The organism is Chelatococcus sambhunathii, from assembly GCF_001418005.1.
Classification (GTDB): Bacteria; Pseudomonadota; Alphaproteobacteria; order Rhizobiales; family Beijerinckiaceae; genus Chelatococcus_A; species Chelatococcus_A sambhunathii.
This window is the reverse complement of the sequence record NZ_LIOL01000003.1, coordinates 25,058-50,937: the sequence shown is the minus strand read 5'-3', so window position 1 is coordinate 50,937 and position 25,880 is coordinate 25,058. Positions and strand designations below refer to the sequence as shown.

At 64.7% G+C, this 25,880-nt stretch carries 19 protein-coding genes; 12 read left to right on the top strand and 7 right to left on the bottom strand.

What is annotated here, in order from left to right:
- The first annotated feature begins 2 nt into the window (after nt 1-2).
- Nucleotides 3-677, top strand: a complete 675-nt coding sequence (locus ASC46_RS06820) for a phosphoribosyltransferase (protein WP_055458555.1) — start codon at nt 3-5, stop codon at nt 675-677.
- A 5-nt stretch (nt 678-682) separates the two neighbouring features.
- Here the strand turns inward: ASC46_RS06820 and ASC46_RS06815 are convergent, their stop codons facing one another.
- From ASC46_RS06815 to cysD, 4 genes are all read right to left on the bottom strand, one after another.
- Complete coding sequence (locus tag ASC46_RS06815) at nt 683-2,248, bottom strand: bifunctional aminoglycoside phosphotransferase/ATP-binding protein (protein WP_055458554.1); 1,566 nt, start codon at nt 2,246-2,248, stop codon at nt 683-685.
- Nucleotides 2,249-2,282: 34 nt separating this feature from the next.
- On the bottom strand, nt 2,283-2,603 hold the full coding sequence (locus ASC46_RS06810) for a phasin family protein (protein ID WP_055458553.1): 321 nt from the start codon (nt 2,601-2,603) through the stop codon (nt 2,283-2,285).
- 127 nt (nt 2,604-2,730) lie between these two features.
- Entirely contained in the window at nt 2,731-4,602 is a 1,872-nt protein-coding gene (cysC, locus tag ASC46_RS06805; protein ID WP_055458552.1) for an adenylyl-sulfate kinase, read from the bottom strand.
- Nucleotides 4,603-5,556 carry a sulfate adenylyltransferase subunit CysD gene (gene cysD / locus ASC46_RS06800; RefSeq protein WP_072249451.1) on the bottom strand — a complete coding sequence of 318 codons (954 nt, stop codon included), beginning with the start codon at nt 5,554-5,556 and terminating at the stop codon, nt 4,603-4,605.
- Nucleotides 5,557-5,749: 193 nt separating this feature from the next.
- On the opposite strand from cysD, the gene ASC46_RS06795 reads away from it, so the two are divergent.
- Nucleotides 5,750-7,192: a DUF2793 domain-containing protein gene (locus tag ASC46_RS06795; RefSeq protein WP_157672322.1), complete on the top strand. Its 1,443-nt coding sequence runs from the start codon at nt 5,750-5,752 to the stop codon at nt 7,190-7,192.
- A 32-nt stretch (nt 7,193-7,224) separates the two neighbouring features.
- Here ASC46_RS06795 and ASC46_RS06790 read toward each other — a convergent pair whose 3' ends face one another.
- The 3 genes from ASC46_RS06790 to ASC46_RS06780 all read right to left on the bottom strand — a co-directional run bounded on the left by ASC46_RS06790 (nt 7,225) and on the right by ASC46_RS06780 (nt 14,196).
- Nucleotides 7,225-8,934 carry an FkbM family methyltransferase gene (locus tag ASC46_RS06790; RefSeq protein WP_055458550.1) on the bottom strand — a complete coding sequence of 570 codons (1,710 nt, stop codon included), beginning with the start codon at nt 8,932-8,934 and terminating at the stop codon, nt 7,225-7,227.
- A gap of 82 nt (nt 8,935-9,016) precedes the next feature.
- On the bottom strand, nt 9,017-11,530 hold the full coding sequence (locus ASC46_RS21210) for a glycosyltransferase family protein (protein WP_055458549.1): 2,514 nt from the start codon (nt 11,528-11,530) through the stop codon (nt 9,017-9,019).
- A 5-nt stretch (nt 11,531-11,535) separates the two neighbouring features.
- Nucleotides 11,536-14,196, bottom strand: a complete 2,661-nt coding sequence (locus ASC46_RS06780) for a glycosyltransferase (protein WP_210165978.1) — start codon at nt 14,194-14,196, stop codon at nt 11,536-11,538.
- Between the two features lie 506 nt (nt 14,197-14,702).
- Between ASC46_RS06780 and ASC46_RS06775 the strand changes: the two genes are divergently transcribed.
- From ASC46_RS06775 to ASC46_RS20775, 10 genes are all read left to right on the top strand, one after another.
- A complete protein-coding gene (locus ASC46_RS06775) occupies nt 14,703-15,677 on the top strand; it encodes a glycosyltransferase (protein ID WP_276199188.1) in 975 nt (324 codons plus the stop codon).
- A gap of 349 nt (nt 15,678-16,026) precedes the next feature.
- Nucleotides 16,027-17,457, top strand: a complete 1,431-nt coding sequence (locus ASC46_RS06770) for a mannose-1-phosphate guanylyltransferase/mannose-6-phosphate isomerase (RefSeq protein ID WP_055458546.1) — start codon at nt 16,027-16,029, stop codon at nt 17,455-17,457.
- Nucleotides 17,458-17,554: 97 nt separating this feature from the next.
- Nucleotides 17,555-18,262, top strand: a complete 708-nt coding sequence (locus ASC46_RS06765; RefSeq protein ID WP_055458545.1) for a winged helix-turn-helix transcriptional regulator — start codon at nt 17,555-17,557, stop codon at nt 18,260-18,262.
- A 5-nt stretch (nt 18,263-18,267) separates the two neighbouring features.
- On the top strand, nt 18,268-19,365 hold the full coding sequence (gene gmd, locus ASC46_RS06760; protein ID WP_245280493.1) for a GDP-mannose 4,6-dehydratase: 1,098 nt from the start codon (nt 18,268-18,270) through the stop codon (nt 19,363-19,365).
- Entirely contained in the window at nt 19,362-20,306 is a 945-nt protein-coding gene (locus tag ASC46_RS06755; RefSeq protein ID WP_055458543.1) for a GDP-L-fucose synthase family protein, read from the top strand. Before gmd ends, ASC46_RS06755 begins: the two co-directional genes overlap by 4 nt.
- On the top strand, nt 20,287-21,480 hold the full coding sequence (locus ASC46_RS06750) for a DegT/DnrJ/EryC1/StrS family aminotransferase (protein WP_055458542.1): 1,194 nt from the start codon (nt 20,287-20,289) through the stop codon (nt 21,478-21,480). The genes ASC46_RS06755 and ASC46_RS06750 overlap by 20 nt, the downstream gene beginning before the upstream one ends.
- Nucleotides 21,481-21,504: 24 nt before the next feature.
- Complete coding sequence (locus tag ASC46_RS06745; RefSeq protein WP_082464735.1) at nt 21,505-22,365, top strand: ABC transporter permease; 861 nt, start codon at nt 21,505-21,507, stop codon at nt 22,363-22,365.
- Nucleotides 22,366-22,368: 3 nt separating this feature from the next.
- Complete coding sequence (locus ASC46_RS06740; protein ID WP_055458540.1) at nt 22,369-23,631, top strand: ABC transporter ATP-binding protein; 1,263 nt, start codon at nt 22,369-22,371, stop codon at nt 23,629-23,631.
- A 10-nt stretch (nt 23,632-23,641) separates the two neighbouring features.
- The gene (locus tag ASC46_RS20780) at nt 23,642-24,529 is read left to right on the top strand and encodes a glycosyltransferase (protein ID WP_157672320.1); all 888 of its coding nucleotides are present in this window, start codon (nt 23,642-23,644) and stop codon (nt 24,527-24,529) included.
- 61 nt (nt 24,530-24,590) lie between these two features.
- A complete protein-coding gene (locus ASC46_RS20775; RefSeq protein WP_210165977.1) occupies nt 24,591-25,859 on the top strand; it encodes a glycosyltransferase family 4 protein in 1,269 nt (422 codons plus the stop codon).
- Nucleotides 25,860-25,880 lie beyond the last annotated feature (21 nt).

The following is a 25,880-nucleotide window of genomic DNA, read 5'->3' as shown; positions in this document are numbered from 1 at the left end:
CCATGCCTTTTCTCAACCGTGTGGAGGCGGGACGACGGCTCGCCAAGGCCCTGGCGGGATGGCGGAACGAGGACCCCGTGGTCTTCGCCTTGCCGCGCGGCGGCGTGCCGGTCGCGGCCGAAATTGCCGCCGCTTTCCATGCGCCGCTCGATCTCGTCCTCGTGCGCAAGCTCGGAGTGCCGCGGCAGCCGGAGCTTGCGATGGGTGCGGTCGTTGACGGGGCCGAGCCCATCACCGTGTGCAATGAGGAGATCATCGCGGGGGCGCAGATTGCGCCTGCCGACTTCGAAGCCGTGCGGGCACGCGAACTCGCCGAGATCGAGCGCCGGCGTCGCTTCTATCTCGGATCGCGCCCGCCCGTGCGGGTGGAAGGCCGCTGCGCCATCGTGGTCGACGATGGCATCGCGACGGGCGCGACCGTCAGGGCGGCCCTGCGGGCCATCCGCCGCCGCGCACCGGCGCGGCTTGTCCTCGCGACGCCGGTCGCGCCGCGTGACGTCGTCGCCGATCTCTGCGACGAGGCCGATGCCGTCGTCTGCCTCGAGACACCGGAGCCGTTCTGGGCCGTCGGAGCCGCCTATCTTGATTTCGGCCAGGTGGAGGACGAGGCTGTGATCGCGACGCTGGCACGTTTCCCGCCGGACGAGGGCAGCGCCCGACCGTCCTTGCAGCCGTAGGCGCGTCAGCCCTGCGCCAGGGCCAATCGGGCCCGCGCGAGCACGTCATCCGGTGTGCCGTCCGTGTCGACGGCCCTCCAGCCTGGCTCGGCGGTGACGTCGCCCGTTTCGCGCGCGGCCTGGATCGCGACGACTGCGGCATCCGCATCCGATGCATCGCCGCGGCGGGCCTCGACGCGCGCGACAAGCCTGTCGAGCGGCGCTGAGAGCCACAGCCCGGTGAAGGGGATGCCGAGGTCTGCGGCGAGCGCTGCGACGGCGGCGCGCTCGCCTGGGCGCTGGTGTACGGCATCGACGATGACCGGCCGGCCGGCTTCCAGCGCCGCCCGGGCATCGCGGCACAGCCGGTCGTAGACCGCGGCAGTCGCCGTTGCATCATAGGCGCTGTCCGGCAGGCGCTCCGTTTCAACCGCGCCAAAGAGCTGCTTGCGGATGACGTCGCTGCGCAGGTGAATGGCGCCGGGCGGGCGGCCGATCAGCGGGGCGAGGGCCGCGGCAAGAGTGCTCTTGCCAGTACCCGAGAGGCCGCCGACGGCGACGAGCCGCGGCGGTCCGGGGTCGAGGACAGCTTCGGCGAGGCTAAAATAGCGCCGGCACTCGGCGCTCGCCCGCTCGCGCGCCTCCTCGTCGAGATGGGCGAGCCCTGCCGCGGTGACCTTCGCCCGGATCGCGGCGCGGACGCTGATGAAGAGCGGCAGCGCGGCGAGCCCGGCGAGGTGGCCCGGCTCGCGGCTCTCGACGAGGTAGCGGTTGAGAAGGAGGTTGGCCTCGCCCTGCAGGTTCCGCTCGATCAGGTCCATCAGCAGGAAGGCGAGGTCGTAGAGCACGTCCGTCGTCGCCAGCGCCTCGTCGAATTCGAGGGCGTCGAACAGGCGGGGTGCCCCGTCGAGGAGCACGAGGTTGCCGAGATGAAGATCGCCGTGGCAGCGGCGGACATGGCCATCCCGGGCGCGCTGTGCCAGTAGCGTGGCCACGCGCTCGCGCGCGGCGAGCGACTGGCGGGTCAAACGCTCCGTCCGTTGCGCGGGAAAGAGAACGGGCTGCTCGGCGAGGCTCGTGCCGTTCTCGGCGATGATGGCCGCGAGCGCGCCGGCGAAATCGGCGCCGTGATGGACGGGCGCCCGCGCATGAGCCTCCGCGACGGCCCGCGCCACGGCCGCGACGATGGCAGGCGTCAGGGCCCCCTCGGCCGCCAGGCGGTCGAGCGTACGGGTCTCGTCGAAGCGGCGCATGTGCACCGCCCACTCCACGATCGTGCCTGGGCCGCCGAGGTTGAGCGTGCCGTCCCGGCGCACGATCGGGACGAGGCCGAGATAGATATCCGGCGCACCGGGCCGGTTGATCGCGATCTCGCGCTCGCAGGCGAGCTGCCGCTTCTCCAGGCTGGAGAAATCCATGTAGGGAAAGCGCACGGCGCGCTTCACCTTGTAGGCGTCCGAGCCGGTGAGGAAGACGATCGCGCCGTGCGTGTCGATGCGCTTGACGGGGCCACCCCCGCCATGGCTGTCCGGCGAGGCAAGGAAGCGCAGGATCTCGTCCTGATCTTCGGTGACGTGGTGTGTCGGCGTCATCCTGCCTCGACGGACCGGCGTGGAGCCCGCGCACTCAGTGCTCCGTATGGATGACCTTGTCCTCGGCCTTGCGCACGAGCGTCGCGAATTCCTGCGTATAGTCCGTGACCGCCTGCTGCGCAAAGGCCGTCTGCCGCTCCATGGCCTCCGGCAGGTCGCGGCAGCGGCCGAGATCCTGCCAGAATGAGGCCTGGGCCTCCAGGCGGCGGGCCATGAAGTGCAGCATCTCCGTGCCGATGGCGACCGGCAGGTCGAAGGTGGAAGTCTTGATCCAGAGCGGGAATGCCTCGAGCGGCAGTTGCATGTCGCCGGCGTTCGGGCGGCGCGGACGTGTGGCTTGCTTGTCCGGGGTCATCGTCTCTCCCTCCCTCTTGGAGAACCCAAGCTTGGGCGCGCGGTGGACCCGCGTCCTTGATGAAACGCAATCCTGCCCGGAAAAGACGGCCACTTTCCGGCCGGGGGCTGCGGCGGAGCCTCTTTTATCAGGCAGCAGGCACATGGCCGCGCGCGGCGAGGAGATCGACGATGCGTCCGGCTTCCTGCTGCGGCGTCTCGGCCGTGCCGTCGAGGCGAAGGTCGGGCGCCTGCGGCCGCTCGTAGGGGGCGCCGACGCCGGTGAAGTCGCTGACGAGGCCCTGCCGGGCCCGCCTGTAGAGCCCCTTGGGGTCGCGCGAGGCGCAGACATCGAGCGGCGTGTCGACGAAGATCTCGTAGAACGGCACGTCCTTGGCAATGGCGCGGGCGTTGGCCCGGTCCTGGGCATAGGGGGCGATGGCCGCCACGATGGCGATGAGGCCGGCATCGGCGAGGATATGCGCCACCTCGGCGAGGCGCCGCACGTTCTCGGCGCGCTCGGGCGGCGAGAAGCCGAGATCGCGGTTGAGGCCGTGGCGCATGTTGTCGCCATCGAGCACATAGGCGTGGCATCCCGCCGCGGTCAGCCGGCGCTCCAGCGCATTCGCCACCGTCGACTTGCCGGCGCCGGAGGGACCCGTGAGCCAGAGGATGGCGGGGGTCTGCCGCCCGGCGCTCGGCCGGTCTGCCGTGGTCGTATCGAAGCGCTGCCAGTAGACGTTGGCGGCGGCGTTCACGGCTTCGACCACCATGCCCGCTGCGAGAGTCTCGTTGTTCAGCCGGTCGATGAGCAGCAAGGAGCCGAGCGTTCGGTTGTCGCCATAGCGCTCCACGACGACCGGACGGCCTGTCTCGAGAACGGCCGTGCCGATATCGTTCGCGCCGAGCGTTGTTGCCGGGTTCTCCGCCATGCGCACGACGTCGAGCCGACTGCGCAGGGCGGTGATGCGGCAGGGCACGAGGTCCGTGCCCTGCCGCATGAGCAACTCCCGGCCCGTGCCGAGCGGCATCTCGGACAGCCAGACGAGGCGAACGACCACATGGTTCACGCAGGCCGGCGGGTTGTCCGGGCAGGCGAAAACCGTGCCGCGGCCGGCTTCGATCTCGCGGTCGAGCACCAGCGTCACGGCTTCGCCGGGCCCTGCTTCCTCCAACTCGCCGGCGAAGGTGACGATCTGTCTGATGCGGCTCGGCTGCCCGCCAGGCAAAGCGACCACGGGATCGCCGCGCCGGACACGGCCGCCGGCGACCGTGCCCTGATATCCCCGAAAGTCCGGATCCGACCGGCTGACGCGCTGGACGGGAAAGCGCAGGCTGCCGGTGCGCCGCGGCGCGAGCGCGAGGGTCTCAAGGAGGTCGAGGAGGGTGGGGCCTGCGTGCCACGGCATCGCGGCGGCGGGATGGACGATGTTCTCGCCGAGGGCCGCCGAGAGCGGCACGGAGCGCACATCGAGGCCGAGACTGTCGGCATGGGGGCGGAACGACGCCACGATGGCCCTGAACACGTTTTCGTCATGGCCGACAAGGTCCATCTTGTTGACGGCGAGAATGACATCGCGGATGCCCATCAGACCGGCGATGACCGCATGCCGCCGCGTTTGCGGGAGCAGCCCCTTGCGCGCATCGACCAGCAGCACCGCGGCGTCGCAGATTGAGGCGCCGGTCGCCATGTTGCGGGTGAACTGCTCGTGCCCGGGAGCGTCGACCACGATGAAGCTGCGCCGCGCCGTTGCAAAATAACGGTAGGCGACGTCGATGGTGATGCCCTGCTCGCGCTCGGCGGCGAGGCCGTCGAGCAGCAGGGCGTAGTCGAAGCCATCCTCGCCGCCGGCGCCGGCAACGGCCGCCATCTGGTCCTCCGGCACGAGGCCGGCGTCGGCCATCAACCGCCCGAGCAGGGTCGACTTGCCGTCGTCGACCGCGCCGCAGGCAAGGACTCTCAGCAGGCCGTGTTCCTTGATCGGCGCGGCGCTCGTCGCGCAGGCATCGATGATGCGCACTCAGAAATATCCTTCCGCCTTCTTGGCCTCGATGGAATCCGCCCGCTCGCCATCGATGAGGCGGCCGGCACGCTCCGACCGGCGCGAACTGCGCAATTCGTCGATGACGGCATCGAGGGTGGCGGCTTCGGATACGACCGCCGCCGTCAGCGGGTAGCAGCCGAGCGTGCGAAAGCGCACCCGCATCGGCTGCGGTGTCTCGCCCGGCGCGAGCGGCAGGCGGGCGTCGTCCACCATGATCAGGCTGTCGCCGCGACGCACGACGGGCCGCTCGCGCGCGAAATAAAGCGGCACGACCGGGATTGCCTCGGCGCGGACATAGGCCCACACATCGTGCTCCGTCCAGTTCGAGAGGGGGAAGACGCGCATGGTTTCGCCCTCGAGGAGCCGCGTATTGGCGAGCCCCCAGGGCTCGGGGCGCTGCATCTTCGGATCCCAGCGGTGGCCAGGCGCTCGCACCGAGAACATGCGCTCCTTGGCGCGGCTCTTCTCCTCGTCGCGTCGCGCCCCGCCGATGGCCGCATCCGCGCCGAGACGGTCGAGGATCTGCCGCAGTGCCACCGTCTTCATCGCGTGTGTGTAAAGGCCCGCGCCGTGGCTGAAGGGCGATATGCCGGCCGCGAGCCCCTCGTGATTGGTATGGACGACGAGGTCGAGGCCGAGCGCGCATGCCTGCGCATCGCGGAAGGCGATCATCTCCCGAAACTTCCAGGTCGTATCGACGTGAACGACCTTGAAGGGAATGGCCTCCGGGTAAAAAGCCTTGCGCGCCAGATGCAGCAGGACGGAGGAATCTTTCCCGATCGAATAGAGGAGGGCCGGCCGGCGGAACACGGCTGCGGTCTCGCGCAGGACGTGGACGGCCTCCGCCTCCAGCATGCGCTGATGGGCGCTCAGCGCAAAGCGGTCGGTCGATTGGCTTGCAGGCGGGGCGGCGCCGGTCGCGTCCAGCATGGCTCGGCAATCGGATCAAACATGAAAAATGGCAAACAACGCAGGAAAACGGGCAGAATGTAGCCATGGGTGAAACGACTTGCAAGCCTCGCGACGGCGACGTCCGAGCGACGGCTGTTGACATTCTCCCTATTATAGGTTTAATTTCCTACATAGGATCATTCATTGCATCAGATCATTCATGGGGACTGCCGTGGCCATCGCTTCCGAAACCACCGCCAATCTGAAGCTGCCCTATATCGCCGCCGGCCAGGCGCAGAAACACGTGACCCATAACGAGGCGCTGCACATGCTGGATGCGCTGGTGCAACTTGCCGTCGCGGACACGGACCGGACGGTGCCACCGGCCGACCCGGCCGAAGGCGCGCGCCATATTGTCGGTGAGGGCGCGACGGATGCCTGGACAGGCAGGGACCACCACGTCGCCATCTTCGTCGACGGCGGCTGGTTGACCTTCGCCCCTGCGCCCGGCTGGATGGCCTATGTGACGGGCGAAGGGCGTCTTCGTGTCTGGACCGGTACGGAATGGGCTACCATGCAGGACGATACGCCGACCGAGCTGCACAATCTCGCCGCTCTTGGCGTCGGCACTCGGGCGGACGAGGTCAATGGCTTTGCTGCCAAGCTCGAGAATGCCCTTTGGTCGGCGAAATACACAGGCGAGGGGGGTAGCGGCACGCTGCGCATGGCGCTCAACAAGGAAGGCTCCGCCGACACGGTCTCGCTCATCTTCAACAGCGACTGGTCGGGACGCGCCGAGATCGGCCTCGCCGGCAGCGACCATTTCGAGATCAAGGTCTCGGAGGACGGCTCGCTCTGGACGCCGGCGCTGCGGATTGATCCCGCGAGCGGCGCGGTAACACTTCCGCAGACGCGGCAGGAGTGCGGCCTGCGCAATCTCCTCATCAACGCCCGCGGCCTCGTGAACCAGCGCGGCTATGTCTCGGGCACGGCGACGGCGGCCGCCGGCCGCTATACGCTCGACCGCTGGCGGGTGGTGGCTGCGGGGCAGGCGCTCGCCTGGACCGAGGCCAACGGCTATCGCACCTTTACCGCGCCGGCCGGCGGCGTCGAGCAGGTGATCGAGGGCCTCGACGTCGTGGCCGGCACCTACGTGCTCTCATGGAACGGCACGGCAAGCGCCAGCGTCAACGGCGCGGCCGTGGCGAAGGGCGGCACCGTGTCGCTTGCCGGCGGCGCGAATGTCACCGTGCGTTTCTCGGGCGGCACCTTCGCCTTGCCCCAGCTCGAGCACGGCACGGTGCCGTCGGCCTTCGAGGTGCGGCCGTTCAGCCAGGAGCTGATCATGTGCCAGCGCTACTTCGAAAAATCCTACAATCTCGAGGTGGCGCCGGGCACGGCGAGCCAGATGGGCCGGCGCAACCAGAACACCTTCCAGATCGCGACCAATCACCGGGCCGATATTCCCTTCCGCGTCATCAAGCGCGCGGCGCCCACGGTGACGATCTACAACCCGACCACCGGCGCCGCGGGGCAGGTGCGCGCCCAGCCGGACGCGGACATCACCATCGGCGGCGTCTACGTGCCCGGCGGCGCCGGCTGCATGATCGACTTCGTCACGACCGCCACGACCCAGGCCGTGTACTGGCACTGGGTGGCCGAGGCCGAGCTCTGACAACTGCGTGACTCGCAGGGGGCCCGTCGGCTTCACAGCTCCGTCTCGAAGCGCGAATCCTCGATGACATGCCCCCCGATGGTCGCCGCCGTGCCGTTGCGTGCCGCCCAGGCGGCGAATGCCCGCGCGAAGCCGCCATAGTGGTCTTCCGGCATGGCGAGCACGTTGCGCTCGTCCGCGATCGGCTCGACCGCATAGCCGACGGAGGTGAAGAAGGTCTGGAGCCTGTTCTGAGCCTCAGCGTCAAGCGCCTCGCAGATGAAGGCGGGCCGGTGGGCAGCGATGACGTGCCGCGCGCCTTCCAGCACCTCGGGCTCGACGCCTTCCACGTCGATCTTGACGGCGACGACAGGGCGCTTGGCGATCGCCGCGAGCTGTGGCGCATTGAGGTAGTCGAGCCGCGCCGGTTGCAGGATGGCGTCCAGCGGTACGGCCTTGACCGTCTCAGTGTGGTCGACCGCCTGTGTCTGACTGATCTTCTCGCCCGAGCACAGGCTGAAGAAGCCATACCTGTGCGGCAGGGTCAGGATCTCCTCGCGGTTCCATGCCGCCAGATGACAGGGCACGATGCGCGGATTAAAGCCGTTGAGCTGAATGTTGTAGATGAGACGGCCGAAGGTCACCGCCGACGGCTCGAAGGCGATGGAGAGCAGGTCCGGGCGGGCCCGCGCCGTCAGCAGCGCATAGAGGCCCGTATAGGCTCCAACGTCGATCACCATCCCGTTCTGCGGCGCGCCTTCCATCAGGAAGAGCCAGTAGGCGAGGGACTTCGGCTCGTCGAAGGCACCCTGCCGTATTGCGCCGAGGAGGTTGTCGTCCTCCCCCCAGGGTGCCGTGATGCTGTGCATCGTCACACTGTGCCCGTTGATGGTGATGGTGGAGTTCTGGAAGACGAATTTCTGCACGGGCAATCCCTTGGTGGCAGGCGTGGGCCGGGTTGTCGGGGGGCCGTCCCCGGCGAGCATCCAGGCATGAGGGGTGCCGGCGAGCGCCTTTGCCACCTCGTCGTAGTTCCGGATCGATTCTGTGAGACTCCACGGCGCCTGCTTGACGAGGGACGGCCTGCGCTGCGCCAGCGGGTCCACGCCGAAGGCGCGGGCGATCTCATCGGCCCGCTCGCTCGCCAGCAGTCCCTGGGCGTCGAACATCTCCTGATAATCGAGCGCGACGAGCGGCTGGTGCCCGTCGAGCCATTGCTCGATCACCTGTCGTTCGCGTTGCATGCCGTCGATGAAGCGCAGCAGCTTCGGGATATCGACGACCGCGGAACGGATCGTCACCTCCGCCGCATCGACCGTGTGCCAGACCTGGTTGGCGGCCGCGAGCAGGCCGGAGACGAAGACCTCCAGGAGATTGCGCCGCGTGAGGTGGATGATCGGCGCGCCTTCGGCCCGCGCGAATTCCAGGAGCCACGGCCGCGCAAGCGGCGCATGCCAGGGCCCGTTGAGGCTATGCAGGCTGTCGTATTTGACGTCGGGCAGGAGCGTCCGGCCTTCTCCGGCGAAGGTCGCGAGAAATCTCCGGAAATTCTGCGGTGCGTTCTGCGCCAACGCATTCAGCGGATCCTCCCGAACGTAGTCGCGGAGGTGGGTGAAATAATTGTGGCGATCGCCGAGGCCATCAGGGTGGAAGATCTCGCCGAGATAATAGAATTGCGGATGGTTGCGCCAGTCGAGGAGGCTGCCCAGCGCGCCGGTGCCGGATCGCTGGCGGGCAACGAGAAGGCCGAAGGGTGGGATCATGGCTGTTCCTTGCGTGAGACGGCGGGGCGCGTGGCTGAAGGCGGGAGCGCCGATGTCGCCCGCATGCGCGGCATTCGCACCGTCAGAGGATGTTCTCGTTGAACCAGAGCTCCACGCGTTCGAAGGCGAGATGGCAGTCGCTCTCCTCGCCGCGGGGCGGCAGCCGCGTGATGAGGAGCAGGCGATCGTTGCCCCGGCTCGTGCCATAGGCGGAGAGTTCGATCAGTGCCTGCCGGCCGGGCCCCACAGTCTGCCAGGCGCTCAGGGCGACGTCGTCCGCCATCTCTCCCCCGTCGAGACGGGCGAGGATGCGCTGCGTCGCCGCGTTGCCGCGCGCCAGGGCGACGGCTGCCTCGACCCCGCCGTTGTGCTCGCTGAGGTTGCGCACATGGGCGACGATGCGGCCCACCCGCCGGTGCGGGCCGCGCAACTCGCCGATCGTCACCTCCCCTGCGATGGGGTGGACGATGATGCCTCGGCTGCCGCCATGCCATTGCACCGGCTCCCATTCCCGCACGCGCCCCTGGGGATGGATGCGCGAGACCGGGCGCAATTGCTCGCCATGCAGCGTCAGCGGTCGATCGGGCCCATCTCCGGGCGGCTGGACGGGGTCGAGGCTCAGGAGGCGGGCAGGCAGCCCGACCGCGATCCCTGCCGCATCGGTGAGCCCGCCGGAGATCTTCTTGGTTGTCTCGCGTCGCCCCGCCAGAAAGGCGTCCATGGTGGCCGCGATCACGGGCATGACGAGGATGCCCTCGCCCGTCAGCGCACATTCCCGGGCGAAGACCTCGAACCAGAGGTCGCCGGCCCGCGGATCGAACGGCACCCGGGTCGGCAGATCGCGTCGCAGCAGACAGAACGGCGACGCGATGCGGCTCGAGACGAGCGCCATCGATGGCGCCTCGCCGGCATAGGCGCGCAGATAGTCGCTTCTCGCCGTATGCGGATCGACGAGTTCCACATGGCCGCAGACGAGGGCGAGTTCCGCATCCCGGGCCATCGCGTCGAGCGCGAGGGCGAGAAAACCCGGCGCTGCCTCGAAGCCGAAGGGATGGAGCAGCACCGCCTCCCGCTCCAGCGCGGCAAGCCGGCGCCCCAGCATCTCGGGACATTCGTTCTTGCCGGAGGGGAAGACGGCCTGCCAGCCCTGGGCCTCGACGCGGCGCGCCTCGGGCCCGTCCGGGGCGAAATGCCCACGCGGCAGCAGGACCTGCACCGCATCTGTGCCGCCCGCCAGGTCGAGCTCGGCATCGAGAGGCAGCACGGTATCGAAAAGCCGTTCGAACTCGGCGGGTGAGCGAATCCCGTGGCAGACGACCGTGACACCAGGACGCTTCACCTGCGCGACGGCGGGAGCACGCGAAACGGGCCACGCCGCGGGCCGCAGCCAGTAGGGCGTGTCGGGGGCTATGCTGGCTGTGGCAGAGGGAGTCCAGCGCAGTGCCTTCTCCATTGCGGCAGCAAGACCCGCGACGGAACCATCGAACAGCAGGCAATTGTTTTCGTCCTGCCAGCGCGAGGTCTTGCCGAAGGCGGGGCAGCGTCCATTGAGGATGATCTTGCAACCCATCCGGCTCGCCTCGAAGGCGAACAGGCACAGACTCTCGTAGTCGGACGGCACGACCACCACCGAGCGGGCGAGATGGCTCGCGCGTTCGGCGGCGCTGGCGCCGAAGACGAACAGGATCTTCTCCTTCAGCGTCTCCGGCACGAGCGCCCGCAGGCCGGCGATATAGGCCTCGTCCCAGCCATAGGACACGAGCCTGAAACAGCCGGCGTGGTCCGGATGTCTCTCCAGGAAGAGGATTGCGGCACGAATGAAGAGGTCCGGCCGCTTGAAGGGTTGCAAGCGCGAGGAAAAGATGAAGTCTAAAGGCTCGCGCTCCGCCTGTACCGGCGCGTCGCCATCGTCGGGAAGGATGGGCGGAAATTCCAGCAGGCAGCGTCCTCGCCAGCGTCCGGCAAGGCCGTAATGGTCCTCGTTGAAGGCCAGGACGGTGCGTTCGTGCCCCACGATCAGGTCGGCATGGGCGAGCAGATGGCGCTCGGCATCGAAGACAATGCCGAGGGAATGGCCGGGGTGGTGGGTGAAACGCTCCGCCCGGTAGATCACTCCTTGTGTCGAGTGGATGCGGGCGGCGATGAGTGTCTGCGTGAAGGCAAGGCCGGCGCGCTTTGCCTCGATACTCGCCACGGCCCAGCCTCCGAAATCCGGGAACTCGACGATGTCGAACGGTGCGCCGCGCCGGCGCTCTGCAGCGAGGAGGCCCTGGTAGTACCGATAGGATTCGGCCAGGTGCCATTCCAATGTCCAGGGATGGGCGCCGGCACGCGCAAGCAGCTGGGCCATCAGGTCCGGCCGGTTCGCGAGGTCCGGGCAGATGTGCACCTGCGCGACCCCGTCGAACGTCCCGGCGAGCAGCATCGGTGCATCGGGCCTGCTTGCCAGGAGTTCGGGCGGCACGAGGAAGTGGATCTCCGCGGGAGAGCCCAGCGTCTCGTTGTGCCGGGCGAAATTGTGGAGCATGCGCCCGATGCCGCCGGGGCCGAGCGGATAGAGCTCATTGGTCACGAAGCAGATCGCGGGTTTCGTCATGGCTGTCACAGGGCCAGGAAATCGCCATAGCGCTGCGCTGCCAGGGCATGGCGGCGGGCGAGGTGGCAACTGATCATCTCCGCCATCGCCCCCGGGTCGGCGTGCCGGGCCGCTACCAGCCGCTCGACGTCGCGCGCCAGCAGGGCCGGATTGTCGAGATGCGGTGTGGTGCAGAGTCGGATGAGCGGATCGTCGTCGAACTCGCGGATCGACAGCGGTCCCGTCATGGCGGGCGTGCCGACGGCCAGGCTCTCCAGCTGGGTCATGGGCTGGCATTCGGCGAGGGTGGCCAGCAGCACGAGCGAGCTGCGCGCCATCTCCTCGAAGAGGTCGCGCCCGCGCAGATAGCCGACGAGCCGTAGCCGGTCGAGATTGACGAGGCTTTCAAGGCCGTTGGGGAAATTGGCGGTCTTGACCTGCTCGACATTGCCGGCGGCGAGAGCGCCGAGCACATTGGTATACATGTTCTTGCGCCAGCCCGGGTCGAGCGGCGCATAGACCGAGCGCAGTTCGGGCGGCTGCGCGCGGCGCTGCGACGGCAGATCCGGCGCGAAGTTGACGATGAGGCTGGGCCAGTAGTTCTCGAACACGGCGCCGAAATCCGGCTTGACCGAGGCGAGGCCCTGGAGGGAACCCATCCGGAGCCGTATCAGCAGGCGTGCCTGCATCACCATTTCGAAGTAGTGCTCGAACTGCGCCGTGGTGACGTGCGTGACCGCATGGCAGCGCAGATCCGATCCGAAGCGGGACTTCAGGGCCAGGAGCAACTGGTCGGCATTTTCCGAATAGCCCTGGAAAACGACATGCGTGATGCCGAGAGCCTGGATCTCCTCGGCGATTCCGGCCTTGTCGGCTTCCTCCAGTGTACCTTCGGCCGGGATGAGCAGCTTATGCCCGGGGCAATAGGCTGTGGCCTGGCGGATGCCGTGCCATTCGTGATGCGCAATGTGCAGGACCCGCTCGAAGCCGGCAACGCGATGGGCCGCGCGCAGCATGGCGGGCGTGTCGAAGACCGGCTTCAGAACGTTTGCCGTGTCCGGCGCCGGGCAGGCGTTGTCGTGCGCCGCGGCGAAGGGACTGACATGGCGGCCGGGCCGGCGCCGGCCCTCGAAACGGCCGAACAGTAGGAAATGCACATAGCCCGAATGGAGCTGTCCTTTCTGCACGGCGGCTGCGACATCCGGGTTCGCGGCGAGATAGGCTGGCTCGTCGAAATGGTCTGGAACGGGAATGGGGGCTTTCAGCTTCTGGAGGGCGGACAGCGCCTCGTTCCAGCCGGCGTCGGGTTCGAGAGGCCGGACGCGCAGCGATCGCACGAAGGACTTCAGGGACCTTCTGGCCAGGCTCCGGTTGATGCTGCCGATGATCCAGTCGAGATCCGCCCGGTCGTCGTCGCCGGCCGCGTTGGGGGTGCTCGCCGGCCGCCGCACCGGGTCTGACGCGGCCGCCGTGACCTCGCCGGGCCGCATGTCGTCGATATGGCTGAGGATGAGACTGAGCGCCACCGCGGCCTTGTCCATGTGGCGGCGCAGGAACGCGTTGCGCACGACCGCCGCAAGTTCGTCGTGCTGGTGCCCTGCCGCGCTGACCGAATTGGCATAGACGTTCGTGACGGGGACCTGGTCCCTGTGGTGGTAGAAGGCCAGCGGCTCCGGCAGGACGCCGATGTCCGCCTTCAGCAGGAATTCCAGATTGAAGAACCAGTCGCCGAGGACCGGCAGTGTCTCGTTGAAGCCGCCGATCTCATCCCAGAGCGTTCGCCGAAACAGGAAGGAGATCGGTGGAAAGAAATTGCCGCGGATCATCTGCGCCAGCTGTACGTCGCGCACCGCGGTCTGGAAAGGGCGGCGCCGACGTTCGATTACCTCGTCGTCGCGAATGTCCTCTAACACGTGGATCGAATGGGTGATGACGCCGCCGTAGCGCCGTCCCTGCTGGCTTGAGAGGAAGGTGACGGTCTTTTCCAGGAAATCGGGCGCCCAGCTGTCGTCATCGTCATGGATGACCACGAAGTCCGATCGGCACGCCGCCACGCCGGCGTTGGATGCGGCCTCCATGCCGCGGCTCTGCGCCAGGGAGAGAAAGAGGACACTGTTCCGGTCAAGCTGGCTTCCCTCGACGATGGACCGCGCCGTCTCTTCGTCGCCGCCGTCATTGACGACAACCCAGACGAAATCCTTGAAGGTCTGGCGGCTGACGCTCCGGGCGGCGCGCCGCAGCAGCAGCGGCCGGTTCCGCGTGCGCGTCACGACCGCAACCCTGCGCCAGGCGGCAGGCTGCGGCGTACACATCGCCGGCGTGGTATCGCCGGCAGGATGAGATGGGGTTGCAATGTCCATATGAAACGGTCGCCTGTCGGTTCGGTCTTCGTCCTTGCCTCGCCCTGTTCCCCGTTCACGCCCCACAGCCGCCGCCACGGGGAGCGGAGGAGCTGCTCCGTGCCACCCGGTCGATATCGCGACGGAGGGTTGCCCCGCTGCCGCAGCCCGCAATGCTGCCCTCCTCTCCGCCGCCGCATGTTGGCTGCCTGAACGCGCCGGCGCAGCAACGCCGATCGAAGCGCCGTGTCCGGTATGGCGTGAATGCCCCGGTTCAGGGTGAAGCTGCCACCGCGACGGGATCGCAGCCTTAGGCGGGACCGGCCCGGAAATTCCGCCGGCGGCCAAGGCTGGGTGTCAGGTGATTACTGGGGCGTGGTTGAGAGGAGGGTGTTCTGAGAAGAATAGGTCATGGCCAATCGTCCAATAAAGGGGAATCAGGGGCGGCAATCAAACTAAACCGGCACTATATAATGAAGCTTATTTTCGCGGTTGCTTGCCGTCAAGTGGCCGCGGCCGGTGGATCCTGGCATGCCGTGGCCGCCGTAGGCACGAGGGTGCTGCTGCTCCACCAGATGCCCCGGCGGCGGATGATGCGGGCCCGCGGGTGGGCGTGCGGCACATCGGCCGGTTCGCCATTGGCAGGCGCACCAACGGACTGCCGCGATGGCAACAGGCCGCGGCAGACATGCCACATGCGTGTGTTGGCCCGGTCTAGGCCAGGCGCGGACGTATCTTGACAGGGGCTCGGGGCTGATTGAAGATGCAAAATGCATAAAAATAGAGTTGAATTTTAGAAATCCGAATGCCAGACTTCGCGTATATTTTCTACCTGTCTTATTGGCACGGGTATTGTGTTAACCTTATCATTGCGCATCTATGCGGGGGTCGTCACGTTTCGGCCGGAGTGGGCATCGCTCCGGGATCTTGTGTCGGCATTGGCCGAGACGACCGAATGCGTCTTCATCTTCGCGAACTCCCCGTTGTCGACGGTTCAACGGGATGAATTGCTGGCCATCGGCGGCGCCCGCATCGAGATCATCCAGTCGCGAGACAATGTCGGGCTCGGCAGTGCCTACAACGAGATCCTGCGGCGCGCAGGCCGGTATGGCGGCGATGCGGTGCTGCTCGTCGACCAGGATTCGACGTTGCGCCCGCAGGTTGTCCGGCTTCTTGCCGATCTGATGGTGGAGCTTGCCGCGGCCGGGCAGCGGGTGGCTGCGGTGGGCGTTCAGCCCATCGGCGCGCGGCACACGAAGCCGGCCTTCAAGGACGTGCGCATCTTTCCCCGGCCGGGCCGTGAGGGCACCACCCGCTTCAGGGCGGCGGATTTTGTGATCTCGTCGGGCTCGCTCGTCTCGATCGCCGCGTATCACGTGGTCGGGCCATTCCGCGACGATTTCTTCATTGATGCGGTCGATATCGAATGGTGCTTCCGCGCGTGGCATCGCGGTTTCTCGTGCTGGGTCGCGCGCGATGCGCGGATGGAGCATCGGCTGGGGCGGGGCTCCATATCGCTGCCGTTGCTGGGGCTCAAGCTGTCCGTGCAGCCGCCCAACCGGCTCTACACCTATGTCCGCAACCAGTTTCGCATGCTCGCCATGCGCCACGTCCCGTTGCGCTGGAAGGCCAAGATGGTTCCGTACATCGGCTTCCAGGCCATCGTCTACGCCCTCACGGGGCGGCGCCGCTGCTATGCGCTCACGGCGATCGGTCGCGGCGCGTGGGACGGGTTGCGGACGATGTCGGCCAGTGCGCAGCCGCCGGGATTGCCACAGTTCGGTGACCAAGCGGCGCCGGAGCCGCCCGGCAACACGGCCGAGCCTTGATGCCGCTTTCGATGGATGCGGCGCTCATTCGGCTCGGCGGTGCTGCGCACAGGGGCAAGGCGCGAGCGCCTGAGCCGATGAGGGCGGGCCACGATCCCGTGTGGAATGGGCGGCGATCTTGCTGATGCGGTGCCACGCCAACGGTGAGGAGCCAGCAGAGATCCCTTTGTCCCCGCGCACAGACTGCGACGCGCAGGCCGCCCGAGCTCGGTCCCGAGCGGTCAGACCGGCATTTCCATGATAGTCGCTTTGCGGTAGGAAGCGGCATCGAGCGCGACTCGCACGACGACACTCGACGGGGAAGGGCGCGTGGCGCCGGCGCCTCTCGTCGGCTGACGGGAGGGCCCACATGGCGAAGCATCCGCGGATTGTCCCGGTCGTTCTGTCCGGAGGCACCGGCACCCGCCTGTGGCCGCTGTCTCGCGAGTCCTTTCCCAAGCAGCTGCTGGCGCTCGCCGGCGAGGAGAGCCTGCTGCAGCAGACGCTGGCGCGCGTTGCCGGCGAGCCGGGCTTTGCCCCACCCGTCGTCATCGCCAATGCGGAGCATCGCTTTGTCATCGCCGAACAGGCGCGACAGGCGGGCATCGGGGGCGTTACCATCGTGCTCGAGCCGGTTGGCCGCAACACGGCGCCGGCGGCGGCGGTCGCAGCGCTGATGGCGGCCGAGAGCGATCCCGATGCGCTGATCCTCATCATGCCGGCTGACCATGTCGTGCAGAACGCGGCCGCCTTCCGCGCCGCGGTGGCCACGGGTGCCGGTGCAGCTGTGGCCGGTCGCCTTGTTCTCTTCGGCATGCGCCCGGACAAGCCCGCCACCGGCTACGGTTACATCCGCCGCGGCGATCCGCTGCCGGGGACCCCTGGCATCAACGCCGTCGCCACCTTCGTCGAGAAGCCCGACCGGCCGACGGCCGAGGGCTATGTCGCCGCGGGCGACTATTTCTGGAACAGCGGCATCTTCCTCCTGCCCGCCGCCATCTTCGTCGCCGAGCTCGAGCGCCATTCGCCCGCCGTGCTCGCCGCGGCGCGGGAGGCACTGAAGGGCGCCGTGCGCGACCTCGACTTCCTGCGCCTCGCCGAAGCTCCCTTCGCCGCCGGACCGTCGATCTCCATCGACTATGCCGTGATGGAGAAGACCGACAAAGCTGCCGTGGTGCCGTCCGAATTCGGCTGGAGCGATATTGGTAGCTGGTCGGCCCTGTGGGAGATCGGCGCGCGGGATGCGGACGACAATCTCTGCGTCGGCGAGGTGGTGGCGCTCGAGACGCGCGGCTCCTACCTGCGCGGCGAAGGTCGACTCGTCGCGGCTCTCGGGATCGAGGATCTCGTCGTCGTGGCGACCCCCGACGTCGTGCTCGTGACGCGGCGCGACAGCGACCAGAAGGTTTCGCAACTCGTCGCGGCGCTGAAGAAGGACGGCCACGCCGCAGCCACGCAGACGCAGCGCGTCTATCGTCCATGGGGTTTCTACCAGTCCGTGCACGACGGCGAGCGCTTTCAGGTCAAGCGCATCACCGTCAATCCCGGCGCCAAGCTGTCGCTGCAGAAACATTTCCACCGCGCCGAGCACTGGGTCGTCGTCAACGGCACGGCCCTTGTCACCCGCGATGAGGAGCAGATCCTCCTGCGCGAGAACGAATCGATCTTCCTGCCGCTCGGCTGCGTGCATCGGCTCGAGAACCCCGGCAAGCTGCCGCTCAACCTCATCGAGGTGCAATCCGGCCCCTATCTCGGCGAGGACGACATCGTCCGCATCGAGGACATCTACAAGCGGGTCTGACAGGGGTGCGCCTTCGTTCACGGCGTGAACGTCACGCCTTGACGTTCACGCCGTGAATGACTATTCGTGCCGCCGGAACGCGCGAGACGCAGGGCCGATGGCAGAGAAGCTCCCGACCGAGGTCGACCTCGAGTTGCTCGCCTCGCTGGAAAGCGGGGAAGTGGTGACGCAGATGTCGCTGTCGCAGCGCATCGGCGTCTCCATCGGCCTCGTCAATGCACTCCTCAAGCGCGCCATCCGCAAGGGCTATGTGAAGGCGAGGGCCGCTCCCTACAAGCGCTATGCATATTACCTGACCCCGAGCGGCTTTTCCGAGAAGAGCCGGCTCGTAGCGGATTATCTCGACATTTCCCTGCGCTTTTTCCGCGATGCGCGCGAGCAATATGCGGACGGCTTCCGCCGCCTCGATGTCGTCGGCCTGCGCCGCGTCGTTCTTGCGGGGGCCGGCGAGCTTGCCGAGATCGCCATTCTCGCCGCCCGCGACAACGCGATCGAGGTCGTCGCAGTGCTCGATGCCGAGACCAACCGCAGCCGCGTCGCGGGCGTGCCGGTGGTGCGCGCGCTGAAAGAGGCGCCCGCCTTCGACGCCGTGGTGGTGACGGACGCGCGCACGCCGCAGGCGACCTATGATCGTCTCGGCGGGCAGGTCGACAGCAACCGCATCGTGACCCCGCCGCTGCTGCATGTCTCCGTGACCGCCGCCTCCGCCGGAGCCGGCACTGAGGCGCCGGCTGACGAGACCCTTGCCCGCGGCGGGGATGGACCGGATACCGGCGCGCAGCGCGCGCCAGCAATGGAAGGATGAGCAACTTGTCTAAACGTGCACTCATCACCGGCGTGACCGGCCAGGACGGCGCCTATCTGGCGGAACTGCTCCTCGCCAAGGGCTACCGCGTCTGGGGCGTGAAGCGCCGTTCCTCGTCCTTCAACACGGCGCGCGTCGACCATCTCTATCAGGACGTGCACGAGGGTGACCCCCGCTTCCGCATGATCTACGGTGACATGACGGATGCGACCAATCTCATTCGCATCGTGCAGGAGATCCAGCCGGACGAGATCTACAACCTCGCCGCCCAGAGCCACGTCCAGGTGAGCTTCGAGACGCCGGAATACACGGCCAATGCCGACGCCATCGGCACCTTGCGCCTGCTCGAGGCGATCCGCCTGCTGAAGCTCGAGGGCAAGACACGCTTCTACCAGGCCTCGACCTCCGAGCTCTACGGCAAGGTGCAGGAGACGCCGCAGCGCGAGACGACGCCCTTCTACCCGCGCAGCCCCTATGCCGCAGCCAAGCTCTATGCCTACTGGATCACGGTGAACTACCGCGAGGCCTACGGCATGCACGCCTCGAACGGCATTCTCTTCAACCACGAGAGCCCGATCCGCGGCGAGACCTTCGTCACCCGCAAGATCACCCGCGCCGTCGCGGCCATCGAATGCGGCCTGCAGGAAGCGCTCTACCTCGGCAATCTCGACGCCAAGCGCGATTGGGGCCATGCCCGCGACTATGTGGAGGGGATGTGGCGCATCGTGCAGCAGGACACGCCCGACGATTATGTGCTTGCCACCGGCGAGACCCACTCGGTGCGTGAATTCGTGGAACTTGCCTTCGCCGAGGTGGGCCGCACCATCGCCTGGCGCGGCGAGGGCGTCGACGAGGTCGGCATCGACGAAGCGAGCGGCAAGACCCTCGTGCGCATCGACCCGCGCTATTTCCGCCCGACCGAAGTCGACCTGCTCCTCGGCGACCCCTCCAAGGCCCGCGAAAAGCTCGGCTGGCAGCACCGTATCAGCTTTCGCGAGCTGGTGAAGGAGATGGTGGAGAGCGATCTCGCCGAGGCCCGTCGCGAGGAACAGATGCGCGCGCTCAGCAACACCGCCGTGCGCAATGGAGCCGCCGGCGAATGACGACCATTCTCCTGACGGGCGGAGGCGGCATGGTCGGCCGCAACATCATCGACCTGTGCCGCGAGCGCGGGATCGAGGTTGTTGCGCCCCGGCGCACCGAGCTCGACCTGACGGATCATGCGTCGACGCTCCGCGTCCTGCGTGAGGTGCGTCCCGACATCGTCGTGCACGCGGCGGGGCGCGTCGGCGGCATCCAGGCGAACATCCGAGAGCCTGTCCGCTTCCTGACGGAGAACTGGGACATCGGCCGCAACATCGTGCTCGCCGCGCGCGAGGCGGGCGTCACACGGCTTCTCAACCTCGGCAGCTCCTGCATGTTTCCGCGCAATAGCCCGGATCTGCTGAAGGAGGAGGATGTTCTGAGCGGCACGCTGGAGCCGACCAACGAAGGCTATGCGCTGGCCAAATGTGCTGTCGCCCGGCTGTGCAGCTATGTGCATCGGGAAGAGCCTTCGTTGCTCTACAAGACGATGATCCCGTGCAACCTCTACGGGCGGTACGACAAGTTCGATCCGGCTGTGTCACACCTGGTGCCGGCGGTGATCCACAAGCTACACGTGGCCAAGCGCGACGGCCTTCCGGAGGTCGAGATCTGGGGGGACGGCACGGCGCGTCGCGAGTTCATGTATTCCGGTGATCTCGCCGATGCCATCCTGTTCGCCGTGGATCATTTTGCCGAGATGCCGGATGTACTAAATGTTGGCCTCGGCGAAGACCATAGTGTCAACGAATATTACGCGGTTGCTGCCGAGATCGTCGGCTACACGGGCGGCTTCGTGTATGACACGACGAAACCCGTCGGCATGATGCGCAAGCTGCTCGATATCTCACGGCAGAAGGCTTTCGGCTGGCAGGCGCAGACGTCCCTGCGCCAAGGCCTGCAGGCCACATACGATTTCTATCTCTCCTCGGGAGCTGCTGATGCGTTATCCGCTCGCTAATTCAAGCTGGGACCACGAGGAGATCGCGGCGATCCAGGCCGTCGTCGATTCCGGCATGTTCACGATGGGCCCGCGCGTCGCCGAATTCGAGCGTGCCTTTGCCGATTACACCGGCAGCCGCCATTGCGTGATGGTCAATTCCGGCTCTTCGGCCAACCTGCTCATGGTCGCGGCTCTGCGCTATCGCAAGCAGGGCGCGCTGGAGCCGGGCGCCGAGGTGATCGTGCCCGCCGTCTCCTGGAGCACGACCTATTATCCACTTTATCAGTATGGCTTGAAGCTGCGTTTCGTCGATATCGACCGCGACACGCTGAACTATGACCTCGGAAAGCTCGCCCGCGCCGTGGGGCCGCAGACCCGGGCGATCATGATCGTCAATCTGCTCGGCAATCCGAACGATTTTGCCGAGATCGCAAGGATCGTCGGCGACCGCGACATCGTCCTCATCGAGGACAACTGCGAATCCATGGGCGCGACATTCGAAGGGCGCCAGACGGGCACCTTCGGCGTGATGGGCAGCTTCAGCGCCTTCTTCAGTCACCACATCTCGACGATGGAAGGTGGAATGGTGGTGACGGACGACGAGGAACTCTATCACATCCTCCTCGCCCTCAGGGCGCATGGCTGGACGCGCAACCTGCCCAAGTTCAACCATGTCTCGACGCCAAAGAGCGACGATCCCTTTACCGAATCGTTCCGCTTCATCCTGCCGGGCTACAACCTGCGCCCCCTCGAGATGAGCGGCGCCATAGGCCTCGCGCAATTGCGCAAATTGCCCAATCTCGTCGCCGAGCGCCGCAGGAATGCGGAACGCTTCCTCGAACTCGTGCGGGACTATCCCTTCCTGCGGCCTCAGCGGGAGATCGGCGAAAGCAGCTGGTTCGGGTTCAGTATGCTCGTGGAGCCGGATGCACCGGTTTCGCGGGCCGATCTTATCGCGGCCTTCACGCGCGCCGGGATCGACGTACGGCCGATCGTCGCCGGCAACTTCGCCAAGAACGAGGTGCTGCGCTGGTTCGACTATACGATCAGCGACAACCTGCCGAACGCCGAACGCGTTGACGAGGCAGGTTTCTTCATCGGCAACCACCACTATCCGCTCGAGGAGGAGTTCAAGGTCCTGCGTGCCGCCATCGAGGATGCGGTTTCGTCTCGCGCGCCCGTCTCCGCGTGAGACGGCGCGGATGGAAAGGTTGGAATGACAGTTGCTCCCATGGATACGCCCGCGTCGCCGCAGCCGACAGAAGTGGTGATCCGCGCACGCGCTGATCACCACCTGATGCACGATATCGCGGACGTGTGGACGAACCGTGATATCGCCTGGACGCTGGCACTGCGCGAGATCCAGATCCGCTACAAGCAGTCGCTGATCGGCATCGCCTGGGCCCTGCTGCAGCCCGTGCTGACGACGGCGATCTTCACCTTCGTGTTCAGCTATCTGGCCCGCATCCCGACGGACGGGATTCCCTATCCGATCTTCGTCTTCTCCGGCCTCCTGATGTGGCAGTACTTCAGCCGCGTCGTCGTCGAGGCGTCGGGCTCGCTGGTGAAGAACGAGGCCATCATCACCAAGGTCTTCTTCCCGCGCCTGCTCCTGCCGCTCGTGCCGACCCTGTCGGCGGCGGTCGAGTTCCTCATCGCGCTCGTCGTGCTCGTCGCGATGATGCTCGCCTATGGCATGGTGCCGTCGCCGCTGATTGTCCTTTTGCCGCTCATCCTTCTTGCTGCGGGGCTCCTCGGCTATGGCATCGGGCTCGTGCTCTCGCCGCTCAACGCGATCTATCGCGATGTCGGCATCGCGCTGCCGTTCTTCGTTCAGATCGCCATGTATCTGACGCCGGTGATCTATCCGGTCACCTTCGTCCCGCCGCAATATCAGTGGCTCTATGCGCTCAACCCGGTGGCGACGCTCATCGACATGATGCGCGCCATCATCATTGCCGCGCCATGGCCCGGCCTCTTCAACTATGCGGTCCTTGCCGCATGGGTCATCGGCCTTACGGCGCTCGGGCTCGGCACGTTCCGCAAGCTCGAGCCGGCCATCGTCGACAGGATCTGAGCAATGTCCGCCATCATCACCGTCGACAACCTCGGCAAGCAATATGCGCTGAGCGGCACCGGCGCGCCGGCCTATGCCACGTTGCGCGAAAGCCTGGCCGATGCCGCCCGCAGGCTGTTCTCACGGGCGCCGGCATCGGCGCAGAAGGAGGCCGCACGGTCCTTCTGGGCGCTGCGCAACGTCAGTTTCGACGTCGCCGAGGGCGAGGTCGTGGGCATCGTCGGCCGTAACGGAGCGGGAAAAAGCACCTTGCTGAAGGTGCTGTCGCGGATTACGGCGCCGAGCGAAGGCATGGCCCGCATCCGCGGGCGGGTGGGCTCGCTCCTCGAGGTCGGCACGGGCTTCCATCCCGAGTTGTCGGGGCGGGAGAACATCTATTTCAACGGCGCCATCCTCGGCCTGCGCAAGCACGAGATTCGCGCCCGCTTCGACGAGATCGTGGAATTCTCGGGCGTCGGCGATTTCCTCGACATCCCGATCAAGCGCTATTCGAGCGGGATGAAGACGCGCCTCGCCTTTTCCGTGGCGGCTCATCTCGAGCCGGAGATCATGATCGTCGACGAGGTGCTATCGGTCGGCGACGCTGAGTTTCAAAGGAAATGTCTAGGAAAGATTAAGGACGTGGCGAGTTCAGGCCGCACCGTTCTGTTTGTGTCGCATAACATGAACACGGTTAGGCAGTTGTGCAATCGCGTAATTTTGCTGTCAGGTGGCAAAATACAACTAGATACATATGATGTTGGTAGTGCAATTGACACATACGCTGTGGCTGCAACGCTGACGCGGCGATGGCAGCAATCTATGCCGGTATCAACAGAGTTTTTCACGCTGAATGCATTTCATTCATTCTCGGATAACGTGGAAAGTCCACGTATAAATTTCGGTAATGCCGATTCTATCGGAATCTTCATTGATGTTCATGTTCACAGGTACGTTCCTTTGCTGAATTTTGGCGTTCAGCTTAGCGATAGTTCCGGGAATGAGCTCTTCTTTTCGCTTTCCACTGATGGGGCGGAGAAAGATTGGCCAATCCAAGGGGCGGGTCGGCATAAACTGTTTGCATATTTACCGAGTCGTTTTCTAAATGCCGGGGAATATACGGCGCGTTTTATCGCGAGCCTTCATAACGAGCGTTGGCTTCTCGATCCCGAAACAAGCGAGGTTGTTATAAATTTTACGGTGGAGCAGAATAGTCTGATTTCTCCGTACTGGCGTATGCGACGTCCTGGACTGCTTGCCCCGGAACTCGACTGGCGCGCCATTTAGTGAGTTTATGATGAAAAAAGCTCCAATTATATCTTTTGTTACTCCGAGCTTCAATCGGACAGAGAGCATCGCAAGGTGTATAGAGAGTATCCCGATAAATGTCAGAGATAAAGTTGAGCATATTATTGTCGATGGGCAATCTACGGACGGAACTATTGACGTAATCAAAGGGTATCCGCATGTTCGACTTATTTGTGAGCCCGATGATGGGCTGTATGATGCCCTAAATAAGGGGGTAATGGCTGCTCAAGGAAGGTATATAGGGTATCTAGCGACGGACGATGTTCTAGATCGGGAGTTTTTCAATAAGGTGTCTTGGGGCGATGTTGAGAATGAGGCATCTGATGTTCTTGGCTTTGGATTTTCAATAATACATGGTGTGGAAAAGAAGTTTTGCGCCCCATCTGTTTTCGATATTGAAGGCGTATTTAGAGGTGCGGCGCCGATATTCTCAATCTTGATCCGGCGCGACTTGTTTTTGAAGATAGGTTTGTATGATGTAAGATTTAAGATCGCGTCGGATATGGATTTCCTGCTGCGATTGGAGGCCGTGCGGCCGACCTACAAGGCTTTCGATTTTGCGCTCTATAAATTCATACGACACGAAGCTTCGTTAACTGGACACTCAGGAGTGGCCCGATTCCGCGAGTATGAAGATGTTATTATGATTATAGAAGAAAATAGAAAACGCGCGTCCTCCAAGAAAGAATACAATGCTCTTGCTAAAGAGAGAATCGGCGGTATTGTCGAGTATTTTATGGAGCATCATCTGTTATTCCGCGCTGGGAGGAGTCGGGTGCTAAGGAGGGAGGTCGTGCGATATGTATTACGGAAGTACGCAAAAACCTATTCGGAGAAGGTAAGGCGAAGAATTGTAAGGATATGGCGGGGCATCTGATATGAGAATTCTACTTTGCTGTGAATTCTATTATCCGAGTGTTGGCGGTGTACAGGAGGTCATGCGACAAATTGCAGAGCGGTTGGTGTGGCGGGGGCATGATGTAACCGTTGCGACCTCTCGGTTGAGACAACGTTCGAGCGCCAGCCATAACGGTGTGAAAATTGAGGAATTCGACGTTTCGGGCAATTTCGTGAATGGCATGCAAGGGGAAGTGCGAAGATATCAGAGCTTTGTTACGAATTTCCAGGCGGATGCTGTTTTGATCAAGGCGGCTCAGCAATGGACGTTCGATGCGTTGTGGGACGTAATAGACGATATAAAGGCTCGCAAAGTGTTTATTCCGTGTGGTTTTCCAGCGCTGATGCAGCCTGCTTTCGATCGGTATTATTCTATTATGCCTGGTATTTTGCATAAATTCGATTGGCTTATATTTTACTCAAATAACTTTAGAGACATTAATTTTGCTCGCCGTCATGGATTGAGCCGCATGTCCGTAGTCCCAAATGGCGCGGATGAGCGAGAGTTTTCGTTCCTGGGTCGTGATATCGCTTTGAACAACAAGCTGAACATTCGCCCGGAAAGTTTCGTGATGCTGTCTGTTGGAAGCCTTACGGGGACAAAGGGGCATGATGAGGTACTTGAAGCTTTCGCCTTGCTCGATACCGAGGGGCGTCATGTAACGTTGGTTCTAAATGGTAACATCCCCTACGGTCTGGGAGATTTAGGCGCGACGAGGGGGGGGCTCGGTAACATGTATAGGCAGGCTATACGTTTGGGCTGTAGCGTTCGACGTCTTGCCCGGCCAGGTGCCCTGCAGGCGTTGTCACGGAAACTGAAGCATATTCGAAGGGGAGGACGGAGTCAAAATTTGATCCAACGAATGCAGAACTGGAAAAATATCATCGATGGTAATAATAATAAATCAGTTGTGTTCTGTGATCTCCCTCGAGAGGATCTTGTGAAATTGTACAAAAATTCTGATTTATTTATATTTGCTTCGAATGTCGAATACTCTCCATTGGTGCTTTTTGAGAGTGCGGCTTCTGGAACGCCCTTTTTGACAGTTCCTGTGGGTAATGCGGAGGAAATAGCACGGTGGACGGGAGGTGGATTGATCTGTCCGGCGGTTGTTGATGGCATGGGGTTTGTGCGCACTCAGCCGCACGAGCTTGCTAAATGCATGGCTCAGGCAATACGTGATCCGAGCCGCCTTGCCGATATGGGGATGACGGCACACAACAATTGGAAGGCTGGCTATACTTGGGATTTAATAGTGGCGCAGTACGAGAGCATTCTTGCGGGAACCGAGAGGGGGCTTGCGGTATAAGATGGTTATTATTCGGCTGGT

Excerpts from the sequence above, each read along its gene's own strand:
- ASC46_RS06820 (WP_055458555.1), top strand. The coding sequence starts at position 3 with ATGCCTTTTCTCAACCGTGTGGAGGCGGGACGACGGCTCGCCAAGGCC.
- ASC46_RS06815 (WP_055458554.1), bottom strand. The coding sequence starts at position 2,248 with ATGACGCCGACACACCACGTCACCGAAGATCAGGACGAGATCCTGCGC.
- ASC46_RS06810 (WP_055458553.1), bottom strand. The coding sequence starts at position 2,603 with ATGACCCCGGACAAGCAAGCCACACGTCCGCGCCGCCCGAACGCCGGC.
- cysD (WP_072249451.1), bottom strand. The coding sequence starts at position 5,556 with ATGCTGGACGCGACCGGCGCCGCCCCGCCTGCAAGCCAATCGACCGAC.
- ASC46_RS06790 (WP_055458550.1), bottom strand. The coding sequence starts at position 8,934 with ATGATCCCACCCTTCGGCCTTCTCGTTGCCCGCCAGCGATCCGGCACC.
- ASC46_RS21210 (WP_055458549.1), bottom strand. The coding sequence starts at position 11,530 with ATGACGAAACCCGCGATCTGCTTCGTGACCAATGAGCTCTATCCGCTC.
- ASC46_RS06770 (WP_055458546.1), top strand. The coding sequence starts at position 16,027 with ATGGCGAAGCATCCGCGGATTGTCCCGGTCGTTCTGTCCGGAGGCACC.
- ASC46_RS06765 (WP_055458545.1), top strand. The coding sequence starts at position 17,555 with ATGGCAGAGAAGCTCCCGACCGAGGTCGACCTCGAGTTGCTCGCCTCG.
- ASC46_RS06755 (WP_055458543.1), top strand. The coding sequence starts at position 19,362 with ATGACGACCATTCTCCTGACGGGCGGAGGCGGCATGGTCGGCCGCAAC.
- ASC46_RS06750 (WP_055458542.1), top strand. The coding sequence starts at position 20,287 with ATGCGTTATCCGCTCGCTAATTCAAGCTGGGACCACGAGGAGATCGCG.
- ASC46_RS06745 (WP_082464735.1), top strand. The coding sequence starts at position 21,505 with ATGACAGTTGCTCCCATGGATACGCCCGCGTCGCCGCAGCCGACAGAA.
- ASC46_RS06740 (WP_055458540.1), top strand. The coding sequence starts at position 22,369 with ATGTCCGCCATCATCACCGTCGACAACCTCGGCAAGCAATATGCGCTG.
- ASC46_RS20780 (WP_157672320.1), top strand. The coding sequence starts at position 23,642 with ATGAAAAAAGCTCCAATTATATCTTTTGTTACTCCGAGCTTCAATCGG.
- ASC46_RS20775 (WP_210165977.1), top strand. The coding sequence starts at position 24,591 with ATGCGACAAATTGCAGAGCGGTTGGTGTGGCGGGGGCATGATGTAACC.